The sequence below is a fragment of the Aquimarina latercula DSM 2041 genome (assembly GCF_000430645.1).
Taxonomy (GTDB): domain Bacteria; phylum Bacteroidota; class Bacteroidia; order Flavobacteriales; family Flavobacteriaceae; genus Aquimarina; species Aquimarina latercula.
Genome location: NZ_AUMK01000014.1, coordinates 79,622 through 97,502, shown reverse-complemented (window position 1 = coordinate 97,502; position 17,881 = coordinate 79,622). Strand labels below are relative to the sequence as shown.

The 17,881-nt window shown below is 31.4% G+C and carries 20 protein-coding genes; 15 read left to right on the top strand and 5 right to left on the bottom strand.

The annotated features are described in order from the left end of the window. The first annotated feature begins 203 nt into the window (after positions 1-203). Entirely contained in the window at positions 204-854 is a 651-nt protein-coding gene (locus tag H526_RS0114185) for a hypothetical protein (protein ID WP_027393619.1), read from the top strand. Positions 855-861: 7 nt separating this feature from the next. On the opposite strand, the gene H526_RS0114180 is transcribed toward H526_RS0114185, so the two are convergent. Continuing rightward, on the bottom strand, positions 862-2,829 hold the full coding sequence (locus tag H526_RS0114180; RefSeq protein WP_027393618.1) for an endonuclease: 1,968 nt from the start codon (positions 2,827-2,829) through the stop codon (positions 862-864). Between the two features lie 174 nt (positions 2,830-3,003). Between H526_RS0114180 and H526_RS0114175 the strand changes: the two genes are divergently transcribed. The 6 genes from H526_RS0114175 (at position 3,004) to H526_RS0114155 (ending at position 7,595) form a co-directional block, all read left to right on the top strand. Continuing rightward, on the top strand, positions 3,004-3,600 hold the full coding sequence (locus H526_RS0114175; RefSeq protein ID WP_027393617.1) for a TetR/AcrR family transcriptional regulator: 597 nt from the start codon (positions 3,004-3,006) through the stop codon (positions 3,598-3,600). Between the two features lie 50 nt (positions 3,601-3,650). After that, entirely contained in the window at positions 3,651-4,136 is a 486-nt protein-coding gene (locus H526_RS0114170; protein ID WP_027393616.1) for an acyl-CoA thioesterase, read from the top strand. A gap of 55 nt (positions 4,137-4,191) precedes the next feature. After that, complete coding sequence (locus tag H526_RS32500; RefSeq protein ID WP_255411842.1) at positions 4,192-4,317, top strand: hypothetical protein; 126 nt, start codon at positions 4,192-4,194, stop codon at positions 4,315-4,317. A 300-nt stretch (positions 4,318-4,617) separates the two neighbouring features. Then, a complete protein-coding gene (locus H526_RS29195) occupies positions 4,618-5,871 on the top strand; it encodes a cellulase family glycosylhydrolase (RefSeq protein WP_051336162.1) in 1,254 nt (417 codons plus the stop codon). A gap of 75 nt (positions 5,872-5,946) precedes the next feature. Continuing rightward, entirely contained in the window at positions 5,947-7,074 is a 1,128-nt protein-coding gene (locus H526_RS0114160) for an esterase-like activity of phytase family protein (protein ID WP_081415628.1), read from the top strand. Between the two features lie 2 nt (positions 7,075-7,076). Beyond that, the gene (locus H526_RS0114155; protein ID WP_027393614.1) at positions 7,077-7,595 is read left to right on the top strand and encodes a SixA phosphatase family protein; all 519 of its coding nucleotides are present in this window, start codon (positions 7,077-7,079) and stop codon (positions 7,593-7,595) included. On the opposite strand, the gene H526_RS0114150 is transcribed toward H526_RS0114155, so the two are convergent. Then, positions 7,592-8,344 carry a DUF6503 family protein gene (locus H526_RS0114150; protein ID WP_027393613.1) on the bottom strand — a complete coding sequence of 251 codons (753 nt, stop codon included), beginning with the start codon at positions 8,342-8,344 and terminating at the stop codon, positions 7,592-7,594. The genes H526_RS0114155 and H526_RS0114150 overlap by 4 nt on opposite strands. Positions 8,345-8,574: 230 nt before the next feature. On the opposite strand from H526_RS0114150, the gene H526_RS0114145 reads away from it, so the two are divergent. After that, on the top strand, positions 8,575-8,931 hold the full coding sequence (locus tag H526_RS0114145; protein WP_027393612.1) for a DUF3887 domain-containing protein: 357 nt from the start codon (positions 8,575-8,577) through the stop codon (positions 8,929-8,931). A 92-nt stretch (positions 8,932-9,023) separates the two neighbouring features. Then, on the top strand, positions 9,024-9,485 hold the full coding sequence (gene smpB / locus H526_RS0114140; protein ID WP_027393611.1) for an SsrA-binding protein SmpB: 462 nt from the start codon (positions 9,024-9,026) through the stop codon (positions 9,483-9,485). 18 nt (positions 9,486-9,503) lie between these two features. Here smpB and H526_RS0114135 read toward each other — a convergent pair whose 3' ends face one another. The 3 genes from H526_RS0114135 to H526_RS30925 form a co-directional block, all read right to left on the bottom strand. Further along, entirely contained in the window at positions 9,504-10,091 is a 588-nt protein-coding gene (locus H526_RS0114135) for a GldL-related protein (protein ID WP_027393610.1), read from the bottom strand. Positions 10,092-10,100: 9 nt separating this feature from the next. After that, complete coding sequence (locus H526_RS0114130) at positions 10,101-10,748, bottom strand: protein-L-isoaspartate(D-aspartate) O-methyltransferase (protein WP_027393609.1); 648 nt, start codon at positions 10,746-10,748, stop codon at positions 10,101-10,103. A gap of 88 nt (positions 10,749-10,836) precedes the next feature. Further along, entirely contained in the window at positions 10,837-11,607 is a 771-nt protein-coding gene (locus tag H526_RS30925; protein ID WP_081415627.1) for a TlpA family protein disulfide reductase, read from the bottom strand. 197 nt (positions 11,608-11,804) lie between these two features. On the opposite strand from H526_RS30925, the gene H526_RS0114120 reads away from it, so the two are divergent. The 6 genes from H526_RS0114120 (at position 11,805) to H526_RS0114095 (ending at position 17,805) form a co-directional block, all read left to right on the top strand. Beyond that, positions 11,805-12,779 carry a Gfo/Idh/MocA family oxidoreductase gene (locus H526_RS0114120; protein WP_027393608.1) on the top strand — a complete coding sequence of 325 codons (975 nt, stop codon included), beginning with the start codon at positions 11,805-11,807 and terminating at the stop codon, positions 12,777-12,779. 55 nt (positions 12,780-12,834) lie between these two features. Continuing rightward, positions 12,835-13,722, top strand: a complete 888-nt coding sequence (locus tag H526_RS0114115; protein ID WP_027393607.1) for a 3-hydroxybutyryl-CoA dehydrogenase — start codon at positions 12,835-12,837, stop codon at positions 13,720-13,722. Positions 13,723-13,749: 27 nt separating this feature from the next. Then, a complete protein-coding gene (locus tag H526_RS0114110; protein ID WP_035085624.1) occupies positions 13,750-14,376 on the top strand; it encodes a M23 family metallopeptidase in 627 nt (208 codons plus the stop codon). Then, positions 14,376-15,614: a DUF1015 domain-containing protein gene (locus H526_RS0114105; protein WP_027393605.1), complete on the top strand. Its 1,239-nt coding sequence runs from the start codon at positions 14,376-14,378 to the stop codon at positions 15,612-15,614. The genes H526_RS0114110 and H526_RS0114105 overlap by 1 nt, the downstream gene beginning before the upstream one ends. 75 nt (positions 15,615-15,689) lie before the next feature. After that, positions 15,690-16,355: a YggS family pyridoxal phosphate-dependent enzyme gene (locus H526_RS0114100; protein WP_027393604.1), complete on the top strand. Its 666-nt coding sequence runs from the start codon at positions 15,690-15,692 to the stop codon at positions 16,353-16,355. A gap of 61 nt (positions 16,356-16,416) precedes the next feature. Beyond that, positions 16,417-17,805: an exonuclease domain-containing protein gene (locus H526_RS0114095; RefSeq protein ID WP_027393603.1), complete on the top strand. Its 1,389-nt coding sequence runs from the start codon at positions 16,417-16,419 to the stop codon at positions 17,803-17,805. The last annotated feature ends 76 nt before the right edge of the window (positions 17,806-17,881 follow it).

Below are 17,881 nucleotides of genomic sequence, written 5' to 3'. Positions count from 1 at the left end.
AATGTTAATTAAATCATAAAGAAAAGAGCTTGTTTTCTGTTGAAAACTGGCTCTTTTCTCTTTTTTTTAAGAAAAAGAACAATAGCATAACCTATCACAGGGTCAATTTATTATGGTTTTACCGTAGTTATTAACAGATGTATTCTTACACGGTTGATAAGTATTTCTTACAAAAAACAAACTTTTAAGTAAATTGCTCCCTAATGAAACCAACTTTTGTATTATACTTTTGTGTACTTTCTTTTACCCTATCTTTTGGTCAAGACCAAAAGCAAATTCTCGCTGATATAAAGAGTAAATATTCTCTTATTAGAGAACTTGTGGATAATAATACGCTTAGACAATATCATACAGATTATACCTGCGAAGAATCCTTAGAAAAAGGTGCCATTACTTTCTATTATAATAGTCGTGAATTAAAGCATATTATTCATCAATATACCCAGGGACACGTTTCTTATAAAGATGAATACTATATTTGGGATGATCAGTTATTCTTTGAATTCTCTATTCATAAAGTAAAATATAAAGATTATGAAAAGAATAGAAAAAAGAGAATAGAAAAAGTGGATGTTGTACTTACATTAGAAGAACGATTTTATTTCGATAATTTCGTTCCTATAAAATGCCAATTCAAGGATTTTGAAACTAGAAGTAATCGAATAAAAAATCCTAAAACCAACTACGTAAGAAATCAAACTACGGATTGTGATCAATCGAGTAGAATAATCGAAAAATATTACATCCTACTAGAATATCAAGATCTCGATATTGTGGACGCTTGTGCATTACCAAGAAGTATTTCGAAAATTGTGTCTGATGATATTATTTATAGCAGTTTAGGTAAGAATTAAGACTATATCACTTCACGATAATTCTTTTGATCACAGAAGTATTATTATAATGAAACTTCATTAAGTAAAACCCCGAAGATATATTTAAATTAACCTTCGTTGTTTCATTAAAAGATTGAGTAACTAACATATTACCTAAAGTATCATATATTTCTAAATCTCCTTGTTTCCCTTTGGCAGACACCATAATATAATCATTAGCTGGATTAGGATATAATAAGAACTCTGACACTTCATTTTCATCTATAGATAAGGTATTAGACCAAACTTCTCCTATATTGTTACCCCATATATATTCTACAAGATCTGGTTGATCGATAAATGGATTACGATTGAACTGCCAATTATAAATAACATTATTACGATTCATTTCAAAATCATCTGGAGGATCGTTTCTATGCCAATCTAACAAGGTAGTCAAATCCCCAAGTTCAGATATCGTACTATCCGTATCGTCCGGAAAACCATTAACAACTTGTAGCGCTTTATACCTAGTTACAAGGAAAAAAATACCTCGAGCTACATCACCTTTCCAACTACCTAGATTACCTGTTGGGCCATTGTATTCTCCATAATGCTGATTTCCTCTAGAACTATTCTCATTAGAATCTGTAGCTCTTAAACCATGTGCATCAGAATTAGCGTGACGTAATGAATCTGCATTTGTTGTAACAAAACCAGAAATACCATCCGCTATATCATCAAACTCTCTAAAATCTTGAAACTCACCTCTAGATCTAGGATACGTATGTTCTCGGTTCCAAGTTTCATTTATATCGGTTAATCCTGCAAAATCTAATTTAGGGCGTTGTTGTTCTGTATATAAAAGCCAAACTTGATTACTGTTTTCTGGACTTTGATCTGCGCTACCTAGAATTTCTACAATATCTGCGTACGAATGTGTTCTTACTGTAGTCGGATCAGCTATAATATCCTGAATAGCCTGAACCAAAGCCGCATCTGCTAAACCTTCTAAAGAATTATAATAATCTAATGGTGCCGTACTGGCTACAATACCAAATGTAGGATTTAAAGGTGTTCCCCAAGAAGCAACAGTGAAATCGTTATCTATAACTCGTAGTTCTTTATTATCATTCAGACGAATAAAACCTGATGGAATGGTACCAAAAGTAATTTTCATAACTTCATCTCCTTCATCATCCACATCATCAATCAGTTGAATTGTATTAGTCACTGTATTCGTTCCTGCAGCAATAGTTACGGAAGTATTACCTGAATAATCTGCCATGGTAAAGCTTTCATTAGTAATAGTAACATCAAAGGTAAGGTCACTCGTTACATTTGTTTCTGTCGTAAATACCATATCAACATTATCTCCTTCATTATATTGATCAAAAGAAGTAGTTATTGAAATACCATTAAATTGAGTACCACTTCCATCATTAAGTGCTCCTGGAGTAGGAGTTTTTACTTCGTATGTGCCATCATCCTTACGTTGGATGGATTCTGTAGTTTTATTATTATTCTCATCCTCATTGATTTGTTCCATAACCCCCAATAAAGTCATAAGGCCTGTATCATCAGCATCATCCGTGTCATGAATTAGTGCATCTAACAAATTAGTAGTCGTTGCAATAGTTCCTTCGGGAAAATCTGTATCATTTCCTATATAAATAGCTACTGCATCTGCCCCATTCTGTATAATATTCTCTGATAACAAAACATCAGGTACCGGAGAAACTTCAGGGCCACCAATTAAAAAAATCCCGTTAGCATCTGTGGTATATCCATCAAGATCCAATGTAAAATAACTTGCATCTCCTCCACTTGTTGAACCATTAAATAAAACAACAACAAACCCATTTAAAGAAAAATTTGGAGCATCGGATTTCAATTCTATAAATTCTTGAGTATCTGTACTAGGTGTATCAGCATCTAGCTCGTTAATTACAACCTGAGCAAAAGAAAGTTGTACGAAAAGCAGTATAACAAAGAAAGCATAAAGATTTTTCATAATCGTAAAAATTAGCATAGCAATATAGGCATAATACTTAGTGTACTAAGTTATCTTTATATTAAAAATTTGATTCTCTAGAAACAATAAAACTAAAATGTAATGTTAAAAGAAAGTTTTAAAATATACCAAATGGTATATTTTAAGTATATTTGACATATTAAACTTCTTTACATGCTTACCAAAGCCGAAAAAACTTCAGAATTTATAGTTCAAACGGTTGCCCCTATTTTTAACAAAAATGGATATGCGGCCACTAGTTTGAGTGATATTACTAAAGCAACTGGTTTAACCAAAGGTGCCATTTACGGAAATTTTAAAAATAAAGAAGAATTAGCTATTGCAGCATTTACGATGACCGTCAAAAACATGCTAAGACGTATAACTGATCATCAGACACTTAGTAATTCCCCTATTGAAAAGCTATTTCTTATTACAGATTTCTACAGAAACTATTATAATTATAGTCAAGAATTAGGAGGATGCCCTGTACTTAATATGGGAGTGGACGCAAAACATCAAAATAGTCCTCTCTTTAAATATGTGCAGTACACAATAGATAAAATTCAAAATAATCTTGCACTACTCATTGACCAAGGAAAACAATCAAAAGAAATTAAATTTGATATAAATTCTATAATCTATTCAAAAAGATTATATACCATGATAATTGGAGCGATATTTATGACACATACCATGGAAGATAATAGTTATTTATTACAAACTATGGACCAAATAGACACTATGATTCTTAATGAATTGAAACTATAAACATTTTTTTTAAATCAAAATATACCAATTGGTATAAAATTAAAAACATTATGACAACATTACCAAAAACCTTAGAAAGTAAAGCAAAAATCAGATTTCAACATTGCGATCCATTCAACCATCTTAATAATGCAGAATATATTAACTATATGATTAATGCTAGAGAAGACCAAATAATTAACTATTACGATTTAGATCTTTTTAAAATGGCACAAACCCAAGGTGTAAGTTGGGTTGTAGGCAGTAATCAAATCGCATATTTACGCCCCGCATTGTTGATGGAAGATGTTATCATTAACTCTCAACTTATATCATTCTCAGAAAATGAATTACATGTTGAAATACGCATGTGGAATCATAACAAAACTGAACTAAAAGCCGTTATGTGGAGTTCTTTTGTGCATTTTAATTTATTAAAACAAAAGCGTTGGAATCACACTCCAGAGCTGATGGAATTGTTTAATTCTGTATTAAATCCATTAGAGGCTAATACCTTTAATCAAAGAATTTTAGAACTAAAACCACAAAAAGTGTAACATATAGTTAATTAAGGAGTCTTATATATACATCAATCAACAAAATCTAACCATTATGAAGACTTCCGATGATCTTGGCTCCTCTCACAAGAAGAGAAGTTCATATTTTTTTATTGCATTTTTTGTAATTGCAATATTTTCTATGGCAATAGTAGCGTGGAAATTAGGAGTATTTGAATAACTTTCTAATAATTTAGAAAGTTATTCAAATACTCCTATTATATAATATTAATCAAAAAAAGTAAAGAAATTAAAAATGGCTCTGTTATGATAACAGAGCCATTTTTAATTCTCTTTTATTACATCCCTAAAATAGAAGAAAATTCTCTCCTGTAGGTCTTACATTTAATTTTTAATCCTAATAACTTATTATTTCATCGAAAAGCTAATATTCGCTATACTAAATAATAGTTTCTATCGTTTCGCTAAAATCTGGTTAACCAGCAACAATTAAATATATTCAACTCCTCAAAAACAAATTATGAAACTTAACTTTACACGTCAAAAACAATTATCTACCCTAATTCTCTTTTTAATTTTTAATTCTTTTAGCTATGCTCAAACAGTAGTCGAAAGATATGGTAGGCTGCAAGTTAATGGAAGCCACGTTACTGCAGAAAATGGAGAAAAAATCAGTCTAGCCGGTATGAGTCTATTCTGGAGTAATGCTGGTGATGGTGGCGATTTTTATAATAGTCAAACAATAAACCATTTAGCCGATGATTGGAAAAACCCCATCATTAGAGCAGCTCTTGGTGTTAAAGAAGATTGGGATGGAAGTACTGGTTATATAGATAATACTGCAGCCCAAAAAGCTAAAATTAGAACTGTTATAGATGCTGCTATTGCTAAAGGGGTTTATGTAATCATTGATTGGCATACACATGCTGCGGAAGTGTATAAAGATGAAGCTGTAGCATTTTTTACAGAAATGGCAGAATTATACGGGAATAATGATCACGTTATCTATGAGATTTATAACGAACCTATAAATCAATCTTGGAATGATGTTAAAAATTATGCTAATGATGTAATTGCCGGAATACGCTCTAAAGATCCAGATAACTTAATTATCGTTGGAAGCCCAACTTGGTCACAGGATGTAGATCAGGCTGCTGCCAACCCTATAACTGGGGATCCTAACCTAGCTTATACTTTACATTTTTACGCTAATACTCATAAACAGTTTTTAAGAGATCGAGCATTAGCTGCAATGAACAGTGGGATTGCACTATTTGTAACAGAATGGGGTACTACCGATGCTAGTGGAAATGGTGGATACAATCCACAAGAGTCCCAGGTCTGGTTAGACTTTATGATTGAAAACCACATAAGTTATGTCAATTGGACAGTTTCTCATAAACCAGAAGATTCTTGCGTTGTAAGTCCTAATATGGGAGTACAAGGATTGATAAATGGAAACCTAACAACATCGGGTATTTTTATTCGAAATCATTTACTAGCACGAGCAGCAACCTTAAGTGTTGATGATTTTACTATTAACAATGAAAAACTATCACTGGATCAAAATCCAGTAAACGAAATTCTCTCTATTAATTCCAATACCGTAATAGACGATCTAACCATTTATGATATGAACGGAAGATCTGTTTTTCATAAGGATACAAATGAGAACAATCCTCAAGTTAATATTAATACTCTAAATTCAGGTAATTACATTTTAAAAGTAAGTTCTAATAGCAATACGACTACCACAAAATTTGTTAAACACTAGTTTTATTAAATAACTTATAAAAATTTTACTTGTAAAGCCTCTAAGAACTATCTTAGGGGCTTTACTAATTTTATAATGAATACTTTTATTTTGCGCTTTATTTTCATAGTTCTAATTACAAAAATTCTAGTTTCTTGTGCTAGTATACCCAACAACACAGTTAGTAACTCTCTAAAAATAAAATATCTGGATGAACACGTAATCTATAATGATTCTATTTTTGAAGGAAGTAAAATTGGAGGGCTTTCTGCTATAGAATATCATAAAGAAGAAGACACCTACTACCTTGTCTGTGATGATGCAAAAAATCCAAGATTTTACAAAGCCAAAATTTCTCTTGATAATAATATTATTAATAGGATTGATATAAATCAACTAATCAAAATAAAAGATCAAGAAAATCAATTTCTGGAGAACAATGTAGCTGACTTAGAAGCTATCAGGATATATGATAAAAATAAATTTATATTAAGTAGCGAGGGATCTATAAAAAACAAATATGATCCTACCATTTTTATAACAGATATTGATGGGAATTACAAAAGTAAATTGCAACTTCCCTCCTATTTTTTAACAGGTGATAATTCTAGAAATCAACCAAGACATAATGGAGTTTTTGAAGGACTTGTCAATGATATAAATAACAAAGGGTATTGGGCCGCAATGGAGCTTCCGTTAGAACTTGATGGCGATGAACCAACTTTTGATAAATCTGGAGCTCCCGTAAGAATTACTCATTTTAATGTAAAAACAAAAACAGCTGACTTTCAATTCACTTATCCACTAGATAAACTAGCGAAAGATCCTAAAGGAAAATTTGGTGTAAATGGAGTTACAGGCTTATTACAACTTAATAAATCTCAATTTATAATTATAGAACGAGGGTATGCCGCAGGTTATGGTACACAAGGTAACACGGTAAGAATATATTTAGCAAATATAAAAGACGCTACTAATACCGTGGCGTTTGAATTTTTAAAGAATAAAAAATATCAATTAGCAACTAAACAACTACTTTTTGATTTCGAAACTATTAGAAATCAACTAACAAATCAGATTGTTGATAATATAGAAGGTATTACTTTTGGCCCTATATTAGCAAATGGAAATCAATCGTTATTGTTAATTTCAGACAATAATTTTAATCCAACTTCGGAACAGATCAATCAATTGATATTACTTGAAGTACTGAAAAACAAATAATCATGAAAACTAAATACATCTCTACAGCTATTTTATTAATAGGTATTGTTTTTTCGAGCTGTGCTCAAAAGAAATCTGAAAATGTTAGTACCACTACTTATATTTTGGTGAGACATTCCGAAAAAGATCTTAGTGATCCAACCAATAGAAACCCAAACTTAACTGAAGAAGGAAAAAAAAGATCTGAGAACCTTGTTAGTATACTAGCCGATTTTAAAATTGATAACATATACAGTACGGACTATGCCAGAACCTTGCAAACTGCCAGTCCTATATCAAAAGACCGAAATATTGAAGTGTCCATCTACGACCCTAGAAAACTGTATGATGATAAATTTCAAAAAGAAACACTAGGAAAGACATCCATAATCGTTGGCCATAGCAATTCAACTCCAACCTTTGTTAATAAAATTATGGGAGTTGAGAAATACAGCGCTATTGATGAAAAGAACTATAGTAAGCTTTTTATTATTAAAGTAACAGGGGATGTAATAACAGATACTGTTCTTAATATTAATTAACAACAATCATTGTCATCATAAACATAAATATCATCTAGTTCTATTTTAGATAACAGTTTTAATTGATCCTTATCAAACATGGAATCTAATTCTGATAAAGGTGTCGATAAATTGCCAGCCTTATAATTATTATAATCAACGAATCTAATTCCATTAACTACCCTAGCATTGTATGCTTCTCTAAAACGAATTCCTCCTCCATCTACTGCATATTTATATGCTAAATAATCAATTGTGAAATTTTCTTTATGAATCCAATACATGAATTCATCTTCATAATCAGTACCTCCACCTTCTTGATCAAAAGTAACTTTAATTTTATAGTAAGCCGAGCCTTTTAACTTAGATTCGCCTACAAGTTTCTTATGAACAGCTGGGGCATTTAATCCATATGGTAAGTTTGCAAAATAATGCACCGAATTTACACCATCACTAATTTTAGTTACCATCGAATCCACAACTTTAACTTTACAACTTTCAATAGTCCTAGACAAACCTTTATTGCTAAGAATATCATGAGTCATACCATCATTGCTAAACACTACTCTTTCTAGTTGATACTGTCCATTACTACGTGCGCTCCTGTATTCTTTTCCTCTAAAAGAAAACCTAATCATGACATTATCAAATTTTGCACCTCCTGCATTCTCTATAGCTTTATCCACAATTTGCTGGGCATTATATTGAATCGTAGGTGTTGTAAAAGAAAGTAAAAACAATATCCCGCATAAAAATGAAAATTTCTTCATAATTTTTTTATTAACTTAAAGACTAAAATAGTTGTTACACTATCAATAATTCCAATAATTTTGTTAAACTAAAGACATAATCGTACCATCTATATGTTCATAAATAGTAATGTCGTATTAGGCGAATTCTAAGCACAAAACTTTCATCGAATGCTTCAATTTTAAGTTTATTTTTTTTTTAAATATTCAAAAAGATAATTATTTTGCAATCCCTAAATCTTATAAATACTATGAAATATATATTATTGCTTTTGGTTTGTATCGCTTCGCAGCCCTTATTAGCTCAAGATACTGCCACTTATGAGAAGACAACTAAAGCCTTCCAGGAAAATTTTAACGCGCAGAACATAGACGCAGTTTTCGACTTGTATTCTGCTGAAATGCAGGAAGAAATGACCAAAGAAGGTGTCACTCGTTTTATAAAAGGATGTCACTCACAATTTGGTAATTTAAATACGCTAACGTTTATTGAGTCTGCTGAAGGAATCAATAGTTATACAGCAGCTTTTGACAATATTAGTTTAGTGATGGAATTAAAATTAAATTCTGACGGTAAAATTGCTACCATACAATTTCAAGAACCTTAAAACTTTTTACTACAATATAAATAACAAAGCTTTCTTTAGGGAAAGCTTTTTGTATTTTTGTAGTCTTTGCAAACTTTTTGCACATATAGATTATGAATAAGAATAAAATCAATATACTTAATAGGAAAGCTAAATTCGAATACGAATTTTTAGACAAATATACAGCTGGAATTAAATTAGTAGGGACAGAAATAAAAGCTATTAGAGAAGGAAAAGCAGGTATTGCAGAAAGCTTCTGTGAGTTTCATAATAATGGGGAACTCTTTGTTATCAATATGAATATTGAAGAATATTCTCACGCCACCTACTTTAACCATAATCCTAAAAGTGAACGAAAATTATTACTAAACAGGCAAGAATTAAAAAAGCTAGAGAAAGAAGTTAAAAATTCTGGTCTTACCATTATACCTACTAGATTATTTGTAAATGATAAAGGTTTAGCCAAATTAGACATCGCCCTTGCTAGAGGTAAAAAACTTTATGACAAGCGTGAAACTATTAAAGATCGAGACAATAAACGTGCTCTAGATCGCATTAAAAAGGATTATAAGTAATCTTTTTAGGTAACAACCTTATTCACTCATCATATCACCATATGCTCTCTGTTCCTCTAACTGCAATTTAAGGTTTTCAGGATCTTGATCTAAACGTTTTACTGCTTCAATATAACCTGGATGATCGCTATACTTTAAACTTAAGAGAGCATAAGAAGGTAACGATAAAAACAAATACCCTAGAAGAAGAAAAACGATAACTCTAGGTAATAACCTTTGATAAAAAGGTCTTTTTTCCTTTATAATTTTAATAAACCCTATTATAAAAATAACGTTCAGTAAGTTAACTCCAATAATCAGCATTTCTTTACCAAATGGCCAACGAAACATTTTAAATAACAATCCTATTAATAAAATAGAAATTGAAACTCCAGTTAATATCGCTCCAATTATCCTCCAGATCGAAATACCTTGGTAAGATTCCTTTTTAAAAACTTTTCGAAAAGGTACTTCATTAAAAATAGCAAAACCGAAATAAAAATATAGACAAGAAAATCCTAATAAAGAAATAATTGTGATGGTACTCCCAAAAGGATAATCAAGCAAATAAATTAAAAAACCAATACTAATAGTAATAGGTAAAATATAGAGTTCTAATTTTCTCATTATCCTGTACTAATTCTTATCCTCTAACAAAGGTACAAAGCGAAACTCTCCAAATTCATGTTTTTCAAACTTGGTTTCACTTTTACGTATAAATAAAGTCATTACCTGTGGATCGTTACCAACAGGAATTACTAACCTACCTCCTATTTCTAATTGAGCCAATAATGGTTTAGGGACATAAGGAGCACCAGCTGTTACTATAATACCTTTATAAGGAGCAAACTGTTCCAAACCTTTATATCCATCTCCAAAAGATAAATGTTTAGGGCGATATCCTAGTTTTGGTAAAAACAGTTTCGTTTTTTTAAAAAGCTCTTGTTGTCTTTCTATACTATAAACTTTACAGCCCAATTCACACAAAACAGCAGTCTGATAACCAGACCCTGTACCTATTTCCAATACTTTATCACCTCGCTCGACTTCCAACAATTCTGACTGAAAAGCAACAGTATATGGTTGAGAAATAGTTTGGTCAGCCCCAATAGGAAATGCTTTATCCTGATAAGCGTGATCACCAAAACCTGAATCCATAAATAAATGCCTAGGTATCTTACGTATAGCAGTAAGAACAGATTCATCTTTAATTCCTTTGTCGATTAACACATCGACTAGCTGTTTTCTTTTTCCAGCGTGTTTTAATGTATCTTTAGATTTCATTAGGGTAGATTAACTCCTCAAAGTTACATAAACAAATGGTATCACAATAGATAAATTCTTTGATTATTTACGTATATAATGTTTCTTATTATTTTACCAAAGAAGCAATTTTATTTTCTAACTCAGGAACTGTATTTGGTCCGAAACCTGATTTCCTTAAAACAGTTTTTCCATTTTTGTCAATGACCATATTCGTAGGAAACGAACTTACATCATAACTGGAAATAATTTTCTTACTCTGTGGAATAATCTGATACAAGAAACTGTGTTTTTCTAAGAAAGATTCAATATCAGATTTTCGATCAAATGAAAAAGCTAAGAAAACTACATCTTGATTATTTTTATACTTTTCGACGATTTTATTCAAACCTGGCATTTCGTAGACACAGGGTTTACATCGTATAAACCAAAAATTCATAACTACCACTTTACCTTTAAGATCGGATAAAACATATGATTCATTATCCATATCTACTGCAGAAAAATCAATAAACTTTTTACTCAGATTCTTCTTTTTCTTAGCTTTTAGAATCCTAAGACTCTTAAACTTAGCGCCAGCTGAAGGAGTTTTGTCTGACATTTTTTTAATCATGATCGCAACAACCTCATTATTTTTATCTGTATAAAACTGTGGAAAATAATTATTAGATGCTAAAAATGAATTGGCTTGCTTCATATTTATGAGATTTCCCTGCAAATCATAAAAAGATACATCTTCTATATCTTTCTTAAAATCAATTCCATTTTGAAGATCTTTTTCCCCTACCTCTATTAAATTACTCAATGCATCCTGACCTATTACATGTAAGCAAAAAATCATTGAGAATAAAAAGAAGCATAATACATTTCTATTTTTCATCTCTTTTTTTTAAATAATAACATAATTTTTAATCTTTTCAAAATTTAAATTCATTGATCCTTTTATAGTTTACGATATTTCAAAAAAAGAATACTCTAAATTCATTATCAAAATCTTAACAATTTAAAATTGCGATTTTCAAAATGGATCATCGCTTAATTTATAAATAATACTATTTTTGTGTAAAATCTTGAATTATGCTCAAAGCCGGAGTACTTGGCGCAGGACATCTTGGAAAAATTCATCTACGTCTCCTGAAACAATCTAAAAATTATGAACTGGTTGGTTTTTATGACGCCAGTGAAAAACAAGCAAAAGCTATTGCAGAAGAATTTGGTTATCAATTATTCAATTCTGTAGAAGAGTTGATAGCAGCTGTGGATGTTGTAGATATTGTAACACCAACTTTTGCTCATTTTGAAGTAGCCAAACAAGCCATACAAGCTGGAAAACATGTTTTTATAGAAAAACCAATTACCAATACGGTTGAAGAAGCTGAAAGACTAATTGAGCTTGCTAATATTCATAATGTAAAAGGTCAGGTTGGCCACGTAGAACGTTTTAACCCAGCATACACTTCCGTTTCTAAAAAGATTGATAATCCAATGTTTATCGAAGCACACAGATTGGCTGAGTTTAATCCAAGAGGAACTGATGTTCCGGTTGTTTTGGACTTAATGATTCATGATATCGATGCAATACTAAGTGTTGTGCATTCTGATGTAAAACATATCAGTGCCAGTGGAGTATCTGTAATAAGCGAAACTCCTGATATCGCAAATGCTCGTATCGAATTCGAAAATGGCTGTGTCGCTAACCTTACTGCAAGTCGCATATCTTTAAAAAACATGCGAAAAGCAAGATTTTTTCAGAAAGATGCCTACATCTCTGTTGATTTCTTCGAGAAAAAATGTGAAGTAGTAAAAATGAAAGATGCGCCAGAAAAACCTGGTGATTTTGATATGATCTTGCAAAATGCAGAAGGGATAAAAAAACAAATCTATTTTGATAATCCAGAAGTTCCTTCGAATAATGCAATATTAGATGAACTAGATACTTTTGCCGAAGCTATTAATAACGATACGACTCCTATTGTATCCTTGACTCAAGGTAAAAAAGCACTAGAAGTAGCATTACAGATTATTGGATGTTTTAAAGACGACCAACAATAAAAAGCATAAACAAACAAAAATACACCATAAAGGTGAATCACAACAACTATAATTCATGAAAAACGTAGCAGTAATTGGTGCTGGAACGATGGGTAATGGAATTGCCCATACTTTTGCACAAAAAGGTTTTAAAGTTCAATTAATTGATATTTCTCAGCAGTCATTAGATAAAGGATTGGCAACAATTACGAAAAATCTCGATAGAATGATTGCTAAAGAAAAAATTTCTGAAGCTGATAAAGAAGCTACTCTTGGTAATATTTCGACATATACTAGTATCAAAGAAGGTGTAGAATATGCTGGTCTTGTGGTAGAAGCAGCTACAGAAAATGTTGATTTAAAACTAAAAATTTTTAAGGATCTAAGTGAAGCGTGTCCAGAAGACACAATCTTAGCTACGAATACTTCTTCTATTTCTATTACTCAGATCGCAGCAGTTACAAAAAGACCTGATATGGTCATTGGAATGCATTTTATGAATCCTGTGCCAATCATGAAATTGGTAGAGATTATAAGAGGTTACAACACATCAGATGAAGTAACTAGTACGATTATGGAAATGTCTAAAACGTTGGGCAAAGTTCCTGTAGAGGTTAATGATTATCCTGGTTTTGTTGCGAATAGAATTTTGATGCCTATGATCAATGAATCTATTGAGACTTTATATAATGGCGTTGCTGGAGTATCTGAGATCGATACAGTTATGAAACTAGGAATGGCTCACCCAATGGGGCCTTTACAATTAGCTGATTTTATAGGATTAGACGTCTGCCTTTCTATCCTTAATGTAATGTATGATGGTTTTAAAAACCCAAAATATGCTCCTTGTCCATTGTTAGTTAATATGGTAATGGCAGGAAAACTTGGAGTAAAAAGTGGTGAAGGTTTCTATGATTACTCAGAAAGCAGAAAAGCAGAAAATGTAGCAAAGCAGTTTGTATAAATTGGAAGTAAAAGATATGATTATTTTATGAAAAAATATCTTTCAATTACTTTAATCGTATTGCTATCACTATCGTGTAAAAAAAAACATATAGTAGTTTCTAAAGATACTTCATCTGTAAATAATCTAAAAACTAAGATTCAGGTTCAAAATAAATATGTAGTATACGATTCATTATTCAAACAACAAGAAGAATTTATTTCCAAAGACTTTGATTTTCCTGTAGGTAAACCGAATGCTAGAGGATATTACAACGCTCAGAAGTTCACAGAAAATAATCATTTAGGTGACGATTGGAATGGTGTTGGGGGTGGTAATTCTGATCTTGGAGATGCCATCTTTTCTATAGGAAATGGATATATCTCTTTTGCTGATAATATTGGTGGAGGCTGGGGAAATGTAATACGTATTATTCATCAGTACAAAGGCAACTATTACGAATCTGTATATGCCCATTGTCAAACCCTCAAAGTAAAAAAAGGAGACCTTGTTAAAAAAGGAGGATTAATTGCAACTATTGGAAATGCTGATGGTATGTATTACGCGCATTTGCATCTGGAGATAAGAGATGATATCTTTATGGACATTGGTGGTGGATATTCTGAAGATACGAAAGGATATTTGGACCCTACTAAATTTATAAACAATAATTAATGGCAAAAATAAACCCGTTCAAGGCAGTTCGTCCTACAAGAGATAAGGTAAGTTTGATTGCATCGCGATCTTACCAAAGCTATACTCCAGAGGAAAGGGATTCTAGAATGGATTATAACCCTTACTCTTTTTTACACATTGTTAATCCCGGATATAAATATCATAAAGAAATCTCAGGAGAAGAACGATATAAGCTTGTTCGTAACAGGTATTTAGAATTTAAAGAAGATGAGATCTTTATGCAAGATGAAACTCCATGTTTCTATGTATATAAAATTGTGAATCGCGAGCAAGAATCCTTTTGCGGGATTATAGCCGCTGCTGGTACCGAGGATTATGAAAATGACATCATCAAAAAGCATGAAGATACATTAACAGAAAGAGAAACTACGTTTAAGCAATATCTAAAAACCGTAGGATTTAATGCCGAGCCAGTACTCCTAACCTATCCAGACAACGATACCATTACAGAAATAATCGAAAAAGTAATTCTAGAAAGAGCAGAATACGAATTTACAACCACCTATCGTGACACACATTATTTATGGAAAGTAGAAGATAAAAAAAGTATTGAGCAAATTCAGTCGACTTTTGACACAATGGAAACCATATATATTGCTGATGGACATCATAGGTCTGCTTCTTCATATTTACTTTCAAAAGATTTAGCATCAACTAACGATAAACATAATGGTGCTGAGCCTTATAACTTCTTTATGAGTTATTTAATCCCTGAATCAGATCTAAGAATTTATGAGTTCAATAGATTAATTAAAGATCTTAATGGATTATCCAAAGAAGAGTTTTTAATTCGTTTAGACGAATGGTTTAGGATAGAAAATCGTGGTATTGAAGTATATAAACCATCGAAACCAAATCATTTTAGTATGTATTTAGATGGCGAATTCTATTCATTATACCTTAGAAAAACTATCTATGAATTCACAAATGCACTAGAGGAACTAGATGCGCAGATTTTGTTTAAAACAGTATTAGCTCCTATACTTGGTATTCATGATCTTAGAACAGACACCAGAATAGAATACTCTCACGGAAAAAATGATATTGTATATGTAAAAAGTAAAATAGATCAAGGAGAATTCAAGGTAGGTTTTGGGTTATTTCCAGCCACTGTAAATCAAATGAAGAAAATAGCAGATCAAGGTTTAAAGATGCCTCCAAAAAGTACATATATTGAGCCAAAGCTAAGGAGTGGTATTACTATTTATGAATTCTAACCTGCTGTATAAAGTTATAACTAGATAGAAACTAATCGTTATTTAATTTTGTAATTTTAGGTATCTTTGTACCTTATGAATTCTATTGAGGAGAACCTAAAACACATCCAAAAAACACTTCCAGAAGGAGTTACTCTTGTTGCTGTATCTAAAACCAAACCAATATCTGACTTAATGGAGGCTTATGAAGCCGGCCAAAGAGTTTTTGGAGAAAATAAGATCCAGGAAATGACTCAGAAATGGGAAGAGTTACCAAAAGATATTTCTTGGCATATGATCGGTCATGTACAAACCAACAAAGTGAAATACATGGCACCTTATGTTGATACTATCCATGCTGTAGACAGCCTAAAACTTCTAAAAGAAATTAATAAGCAAGCTCTTAAAAACAATAGGAATATTAATTGTTTTTTACAGGTCAAAATAGCGAAAGAAGAAAGTAAATTTGGACTTAGCGAAGCAGATGTAATAGCACTATTAAAATCAGATGATATTAAACCATTAACCAATGTTAACATAAAAGGATTAATGGGAATGGCAACTTTTACCGATAACAAAGAACAAATCATAAACGAATTCAAAAAAATTCAATCTCTCTTTAATGACCTTACGACCGACAATCCTACTTTTAAAACATTATCGATTGGTATGAGCGGAGATTATAGACTTGCCATCGACTGCGGTAGTACTATGGTTCGCATCGGAAGTTCTATTTTTGGAGCTAGAAATTATAGTCATTAAAAAATAGTACTTTAGATCAAAAATAAATGAATTTATAAAGACTACCCCACAGAAACCTATGATGTATGCGATTTTAGATATTGAAACTACCGGAGGAAAGTATAATGAAGAAGGAATTACGGAAATTGCAATCTACAAATTTGATGGTCATAAAGTTGTTGATCAATTCATTAGTCTAATCAATCCCGAAAGACCTATTCAACCATTTGTTGTAAATCTTACAGGGATTAATAACAAAATGCTTAGAAATGCTCCTAAATTTTATGAAGTAGCTAAACGAATAGTAGAAATAACAACTGACTGTATTATCGTAGCTCATAATGCATCTTTTGATTATCGTATTCTAAAAACAGAATTCAACAGACTTGGTTTTGATTTTGAGCGTCAATCCCTGTGTACTGTAGAATTATCCCAAAAACTTATTCCGGATCAAAAATCTTATAGCCTAGGTAAACTAGTTCGTAGCTTGGGTATTGCCATTTCTGATAGGCATAGAGCTACTGGAGATGCACAAGCTACCGTAAAGCTTTTTAAATTACTATTATCAAAAGATCTAGAAAAAAACATTCTTAAAGAAACAGTAAAGTTAGAAACCAAAAGAAAGGTAGATGATAAACTACTTAAGCTTATAGAAATTGTCCCAGCTTCAACCGGAGTTTACTACATGCATCGAGAGGATGGTACTATTATTTATATAGGAAAAAGTAAAAATATCAAAAAACGAGTTACACAACATTTTACTAACGACAACAGAAAATCCAAAAACATTCAGGATGAAGTAAGTAATGTAACGTATGAAATTACAGGAAGTGAATTACTTGCTCTTTTAAAAGAAAATGAAGAAATAAAACTTAACCGCCCAAAATACAATCGAGCTTTAAAAAGAAATAAATTTGATCAGGCACTATATCAATTTACAGATGAAAAAGGATATAAAAATCTCGTGGTAAAAAAAGTAGATCGGAATAAAAAAAGCATTACCACTTTTACAAACAGACAACAAGCCAAATCATTTATGCATCGTTGGACCGAAGAATTTAAGTTGTGTCTTAAATTAATGGATCTGGACAGCAGTAAAGGGAATTGTTTTAACTATAGTATAGAGAAATGTAATGGTGCTTGTTTATTAGAAGAACCAGCTGATGATTATAATATTAGGGTTCAAGAACTTATATCTCTCAATTCTTTTGAAGAGAAAAGCATGATGATTATTGATCGTGGTCGAGAGATTGATGAGCAAAGCGTAATTTTAATTGAAGAGGGTAAATTTATAGGAATCGGGTATTTTAATCTAAACCATCAGATTAATAATATCGATATATTAAGATCTATAATCACTCCTATGAACCATAATCGAGATGCTCAACACATTATACAGAGCTATGTAAGACAGCACAAAAGATTAAAAGTTGTATTATTAAATAAAAACAAAATAAATTCTGAGGAGTAACATTTCTTTCCTAAAGCCTAATAACATTCAAAAATCACACGACAACAACAATAAAAAACTAGTTATTTTTTTAGTA

Coding starts and splice junctions, on each gene's coding strand:
- H526_RS0114185 (WP_027393619.1), top strand. CDS start 204: ATGAAACCAACTTTTGTATTATACTTTTGTGTACTTTCTTTTACCCTA.
- H526_RS0114180 (WP_027393618.1), bottom strand. CDS start 2,829: ATGAAAAATCTTTATGCTTTCTTTGTTATACTGCTTTTCGTACAACTT.
- H526_RS0114175 (WP_027393617.1), top strand. CDS start 3,004: ATGCTTACCAAAGCCGAAAAAACTTCAGAATTTATAGTTCAAACGGTT.
- H526_RS0114170 (WP_027393616.1), top strand. CDS start 3,651: ATGACAACATTACCAAAAACCTTAGAAAGTAAAGCAAAAATCAGATTT.
- H526_RS32500 (WP_255411842.1), top strand. CDS start 4,192: ATGAAGACTTCCGATGATCTTGGCTCCTCTCACAAGAAGAGAAGTTCA.
- H526_RS29195 (WP_051336162.1), top strand. CDS start 4,618: ATGAAACTTAACTTTACACGTCAAAAACAATTATCTACCCTAATTCTC.
- H526_RS0114160 (WP_081415628.1), top strand. CDS start 5,947: ATGAATACTTTTATTTTGCGCTTTATTTTCATAGTTCTAATTACAAAA.
- H526_RS0114155 (WP_027393614.1), top strand. CDS start 7,077: ATGAAAACTAAATACATCTCTACAGCTATTTTATTAATAGGTATTGTT.
- H526_RS0114150 (WP_027393613.1), bottom strand. CDS start 8,344: ATGAAGAAATTTTCATTTTTATGCGGGATATTGTTTTTACTTTCTTTT.
- H526_RS0114145 (WP_027393612.1), top strand. CDS start 8,575: ATGAAATATATATTATTGCTTTTGGTTTGTATCGCTTCGCAGCCCTTA.
- smpB (WP_027393611.1), top strand. CDS start 9,024: ATGAATAAGAATAAAATCAATATACTTAATAGGAAAGCTAAATTCGAA.
- H526_RS0114135 (WP_027393610.1), bottom strand. CDS start 10,091: ATGAGAAAATTAGAACTCTATATTTTACCTATTACTATTAGTATTGGT.
- H526_RS0114130 (WP_027393609.1), bottom strand. CDS start 10,748: ATGAAATCTAAAGATACATTAAAACACGCTGGAAAAAGAAAACAGCTA.
- H526_RS30925 (WP_081415627.1), bottom strand. CDS start 11,607: ATGAAAAATAGAAATGTATTATGCTTCTTTTTATTCTCAATGATTTTT.
- H526_RS0114120 (WP_027393608.1), top strand. CDS start 11,805: ATGCTCAAAGCCGGAGTACTTGGCGCAGGACATCTTGGAAAAATTCAT.
- H526_RS0114115 (WP_027393607.1), top strand. CDS start 12,835: ATGAAAAACGTAGCAGTAATTGGTGCTGGAACGATGGGTAATGGAATT.
- H526_RS0114110 (WP_035085624.1), top strand. CDS start 13,750: ATGAAAAAATATCTTTCAATTACTTTAATCGTATTGCTATCACTATCG.
- H526_RS0114105 (WP_027393605.1), top strand. CDS start 14,376: ATGGCAAAAATAAACCCGTTCAAGGCAGTTCGTCCTACAAGAGATAAG.
- H526_RS0114100 (WP_027393604.1), top strand. CDS start 15,690: ATGAATTCTATTGAGGAGAACCTAAAACACATCCAAAAAACACTTCCA.
- H526_RS0114095 (WP_027393603.1), top strand. CDS start 16,417: ATGTATGCGATTTTAGATATTGAAACTACCGGAGGAAAGTATAATGAA.